The following is a 4,934-nucleotide window of genomic DNA, read 5'->3' as shown; positions in this document are numbered from 1 at the left end:
GCGGTTATAAGCAATAATATAAATCGAAAAGATAAAAAAGTCGTAGCCGTTGGAGAGGAAGGAATTCCGCCAGATATAATATCCTGCGAAGACGAAAGAGAAGAGGCAAAATTTATAGCAGATTCTATAGTGAATTATTCTATAACAAAAAAATTAAATTACGAAGATTTTGCCGTTCTTTTTAGAATAAATATTTCTAAAAATAGCACAAAGTTAAAAATATTCGAAGATGCTTTTAGAGAGCGTGGTTTAAAATATACTTTAGTTGGGGCTTTTCAATTCTACGAAAGAAAAGAAATAAAAGATATTTTGGCTTATCTCAATTTATTCGTAAATCCCGAAGACGAGGTTTCGCTTTTAAGAGTAATAAATATTCCGAAAAGAGGAATCGGTTCGGTTGCGATAAATAATTTAAATGAAATAAGCGTAAAAAACGGAGTTTCGCTTTATCAAACTTTGCTCGATTACGAAAACATTGACGATATTCCGCCGAAGGCAAAAACGGGAATAAAAGATTTTTTAGATGTTATAGAAAAATACAATAAGATTTTTACGATTGATAAAAACGATAAGAATTTACTTGAAAAACCTAAACTCTACGAAAATATAAATAAATTTTTGGACGAGATTGCATATCATAGCGAAATTCTTAATTCGAGCGACACGAAAGAACAAGGAAGCAAAAAAATGGAAAATGTCGAATCTCTTATGAACGGAATTTTGGAATACGAGAGAGGAAACAAAAACGCGACTTTGAAAAATTATTTGGATAGAATACTTTTAATGAGCATGGAAGAAAACGAAGAAGATGAAAAGAAAAAAGGCGTCATGCTTATGAGCATTCACTCGGCTAAAGGTTTGGAATTTCCTTATGTTTATATATCGGGAATGGAAGAAGGAATCTTGCCTCATCATAAAAGTTCTTCCGAAAAAGAAATAGAAGAAGAGAGAAGATTATGCTATGTCGCGATGACGAGGGCAAAAAAACATTTAACTCTAACTTATTGTTTAAGCAGAACTAAAATGGGCAAAAAAGTGGAATGTTCGCCTTCAATATTTTTGGAAGAGATGCAAAAAGGACTGCCAGAAAATATGGCTATGGACGAAGAGGAATTTATATCGAACTTAAAAGCGAGTTTAAAGCATGTTGCGCCAGAAAAATAATTTTATCGTTTTTTATTTTTATAGAATTTTTAAATTTGTAATTCGGAATTTTATTTTAGTTGTTTTAATTGTTTTTTAAAATTTATTCTTCGTAATTTTTTGTGCTGTCGTCAACGGGAATTTTATTTTTTTCAAAAAGCAAATTTGAAACTCTATCGAAAATTAAAAACATTGGAGACGATAATATTACGGTTAGAGGAAGTCCGATAAATAGCTCGCTTCTTATCAAAACGGCGACATTCGACAAATCGGAATATATCGAAATAACCAAAAACAATCCTATGATTTTTATCAAATATCCGATTAAAGTTATAAATATTCCAGCGGTAATTTGTCTAATAAATAATCTGCTGTTGAAAAATCCCAAAAAGAAACCTATATTCAAAAATATTATCGCGTAAGAGCCGAAAGTCGAATTTGAAACGACATCTTGAATCAAGCCTATAAGAAAACCGTAAATAGCTCCGTTAAATGAACCGTATTTAAAAGAAATGAAAGCTAAAAATATCAAAAGCAAATCGGGTTTAGCTCCTAAAGTTATTCTTATCAAATCGTAGGCTGGAGACGCTTGAATAAGAAGCAAAAGCAGAGAAGTGAGTAGAACCGTTATCGCTCTTTTCATCTTACGCCCTCCGAATTTTCTTCGGTTTCTTCGTTTGCAAGATTTATAACTTCTCTATCTGGAATTTTCTTTATTATATAAACATTTTCCAAAGTCGAAAAATTAACCGCAGGCTCGACATACAAATCGTGAAATAATCCGTAATTTTTCTTTTCCACTTTAAAAATAGTTCCCGCTAAAATTCCTCTTGGAAAAACTCCTCCCATTCCGCTTGTGATGACTCTATCTCCTTCTTCCACATCCAATTGCAAATCTATATATTCCAAATGAGCTTGAGCTGATTTAGGACTCTGCCCCGTCATTATTCCCGTAGCCCTTAAGCCTTCGAGCATAACGGAAATTTGCGAACGTTGGTCTATTAAAGATAAAACTCTGCTGTTGTATCTTCTAGTTTCTACTACTCTTCCGACTAACGCTTTATAACCGTTTCTGTAGGATATTACGGGCATTCCGACCACTATTCCGTTTGCGCTTCCTTTATTTATCACTATCGTATTATAAAAATTCTGCGGGTCTTTTGAGACTATTTCTGCGTATTCGAGAGGATAATTATCGGTAGGAATTTCGTTTAATAAAGCTCTCAATCTTTCGTTTTCTCTGCTTAATTGTTCGTATTCCAAAGCAGTTCCGCTTAATTCGGCAATTCTATTTCTCAAAACCTGAATTTGATTTTGCAAAGTAAATATATCGTTAATGCTCGTATAAATATAAACGAAAGCTTTCGACACGCTTTTTGTCGCGCTTTGAATAGGATAAATTCCAAGCGAATAAATCGAACGGAAATTAAATACAAAATTGCTCCTATTAAGAACCATTAGCATTCCCGCAATCAAATTTAGGGCTATATATATAATAAGAAGTTTATGTTTTATAATAGTATTCATTTTAAGAATATCGTCTATAACTTTTTAAATTTTTTGTCTCTTCGATAAATTTTCCGCAGCCAATGGCAACGCAGGTCAAAGGATTATCGGCAAGTATTACGGGAACTTCCGTTTCTTTAGATACTAAATCCGTAAACCCCTGCAATAAAGAAGTTCCGCCGCTCATAACGATTCCTCTTTCCACTATATCGGCTGCGATTTCTGGCGGAGTTTCGTTAAGAACCGATTTTATAGCTTCCAATATTTCGGTTAATATGTCTATTATAGCGTCCATTACTTCGGCGCTATTTACTCTTTCCGTTTTTGGAAGTCCGCTAATAGAATCTCTTCCTCTTATATCCATAGTTTTCGATATATCGCCCTTAAACGCGTTTCCAATGGTTATTTTAATCTCTTCTGCCGTTCTCTCTCCTATATGAATATTATGCTCTTTTAACATATGTTTTATTATCGCTTCGTCAATTTTATTTCCTCCGACTCTTACGGATTTGCTTTTAACCATACTTCCCAAAGATAAAACCGCAATTTCCGTAGTGCCTCCTCCGATTTCCACTATCATATTTCCGTTTGGTTCGTTAATGGGCATTCCCGCTCCGATTGCAGCCGCTCTCGCCTGTTCCAAAAGAAATATAGTTCTCGCTCCCGCCTGTTCGCAACTTTCTCTAACCGCTCGCCTTTCTACTTCCGTGATTCCAGTAGGAATTCCTATCGCTATTCTCGGTTTAACCAAAGTTCTTTTATTATGCACTTTATTGATAAAATATCTAATCATTTTTTCAACGATTTCAAAATCGGCGATGACTCCGTCTCTCATAGGTTTTATAGCCGCAATCGGACCTGGAACTTTTCCAAGCATTCTTTTCGCTTCGTTTCCAACCGCGATAACATTTCCCGTGCTTTTTTCTATGGCGACAACGGAAGGCTCGGCTAATACGATTCCCTCTCCTTTAATATAAACCAAAGTATTTGCCGTTCCCAAATCGATTCCCATATCGCTTGAAAACATATTATATAACCAATTTAACATATTTCTATAATCTCCCTCTTTACAATCTTCTTAAAGCGTCAATAGCGGGTTTGTAAGAATTATCTATTTTTAACGATTCTCTAAACATACTAATCGCTTCCGCTCTTCTTCTGTTTTGCCTGTATAATACACCTATACTATAATATAAATTAGGATTTTTGTCATCCATATCCAAAGCCTTTTTATAAAAAAATTCGCTTTCCGTATATAAGCCCTGCCTAAAATATAAATTTCCCAATTTAAAATAAGTGTCGTATTCTATTTTATTATTTCCGTTAAACTTATCGGTAATGTAAGATAAAGTCTGTATAGCTTTCGTATAATCTTTATTTCCTTCGTAAGCGTTCGCAAGTTCGTAATAAAGTTCTATATTTTGAGACGATTGATTTTCCAATATATTTTCCAAATAAACTATAGCCTCTTTATATAAACCGATTTCATAACATATTTTTGATAATTCTATCGCCGTAGAAATTCTTTTATCTCCGTTTTCCAGAGCATGAACATAAGCGTTATAAGAATCTATATAATAAGAATTTCCCAATTTTTGATAACCGTAAGCGAGTTTTTGATAAATCAAATGTTTATTATTTAAGAATCTGCTCGTTATGAGAAGTTGTAAGGCGTATTTTATAATATTTTCGCATGAAGAAACAGCGACTTTTTCGTTTTGAGAGTTTAGAAGAATATCGTAATATAAATCTATTCCCGTCATTAATATTTTTTTATCGAAAGGCTTTTTATTATACATATCCATAAATATAAAAGAAGCGTTATCGTAATCTTTTGTAAGTATATAATCGTAAATCGACTTCATTCTTTTTTTCTGTATATAATTCGATATTGAAAAATACAATACCAAAGAAGCCGCTATAACCCCAATTAAAACTCCTATTACGATTTTGGCGCTTATTTTTCCTTCTACATTATATAAATAAGCCATTTTTCCTCTCTAAAATTTAAAATCTTATCAAATATTTTTATTAAAGTTTTCTTAATCGTTATTAAAATTTTTCTAATAAAAAATATTAAAAAAATATTAATTAGTCGTTTTCAAATCAATATTTTCGTTATTTGCATTATATAAAGCGAGTATGGTTTCTTTCGGGTTCGTTTTTGGGTCGGGAGCGATTATGCATGAACCTTCCAATACCACGCCGTTTTGTATTATTAATTCGGGCGTTCTTATTTCTCCCAATACTCTGCTTGTCGGCATAAGCATAACTCTGCTGGATGT

6 protein-coding genes are annotated in these 4,934 nt (G+C 33.1%); 1 reads left to right on the top strand and 5 read right to left on the bottom strand.

Going from position 1 to position 4,934, the window contains the following annotated elements:
• On the top strand, window positions 1–1,164 hold a 1,164-nt coding region (locus tag EZH24_RS07150), incomplete at its 5' end, for an ATP-dependent helicase (protein ID WP_161976114.1).
• Window positions 1,165–1,246: 82 nt separating this feature from the next.
• Here EZH24_RS07150 and mreD read toward each other — a convergent pair.
• From mreD to EZH24_RS07125, 5 genes are all read right to left on the bottom strand, one after another.
• A complete protein-coding gene (gene mreD / locus EZH24_RS07145) occupies window positions 1,247–1,786 on the bottom strand; it encodes a rod shape-determining protein MreD (RefSeq protein WP_137998436.1) in 540 nt (179 codons plus the stop codon).
• A complete protein-coding gene (gene mreC, locus EZH24_RS07140) occupies window positions 1,783–2,670 on the bottom strand; it encodes a rod shape-determining protein MreC (RefSeq protein WP_137998435.1) in 888 nt (295 codons plus the stop codon). Before mreC ends, mreD begins: the two co-directional genes overlap by 4 nt.
• Window position 2,671: 1 nt before the next feature.
• Entirely contained in the window at window positions 2,672–3,697 is a 1,026-nt protein-coding gene (locus EZH24_RS07135; RefSeq protein WP_137998434.1) for a rod shape-determining protein, read from the bottom strand.
• A gap of 19 nt (window positions 3,698–3,716) precedes the next feature.
• Window positions 3,717–4,640 carry a tetratricopeptide repeat protein gene (locus EZH24_RS07130; RefSeq protein WP_137998433.1) on the bottom strand — a complete coding sequence of 308 codons (924 nt, stop codon included), beginning with the start codon at window positions 4,638–4,640 and terminating at the stop codon, window positions 3,717–3,719.
• A gap of 96 nt (window positions 4,641–4,736) precedes the next feature.
• Window positions 4,737–4,934 (bottom strand): bactofilin family protein (locus tag EZH24_RS07125; RefSeq protein WP_137998432.1); only part of this gene is annotated, 198 nt, incomplete at its 5' end.

This window comes from Brachyspira catarrhinii, assembly GCF_005518285.1.
Taxonomy (GTDB): Bacteria; Spirochaetota; Brachyspiria; order Brachyspirales; family Brachyspiraceae; genus Brachyspira; species Brachyspira catarrhinii.
This window is presented reverse-complemented; position numbering and strand designations above follow the sequence as displayed.

Excerpts from the sequence above, each read along its gene's own strand:
- mreD (WP_137998436.1), bottom strand. The coding sequence starts at position 1,786 with ATGAAAAGAGCGATAACGGTTCTACTCACTTCTCTGCTTTTGCTTCTT.
- mreC (WP_137998435.1), bottom strand. The coding sequence starts at position 2,670 with ATGAATACTATTATAAAACATAAACTTCTTATTATATATATAGCCCTA.
- EZH24_RS07135 (WP_137998434.1), bottom strand. The coding sequence starts at position 3,697 with ATGTTAAATTGGTTATATAATATGTTTTCAAGCGATATGGGAATCGAT.
- EZH24_RS07130 (WP_137998433.1), bottom strand. The coding sequence starts at position 4,640 with ATGGCTTATTTATATAATGTAGAAGGAAAAATAAGCGCCAAAATCGTA.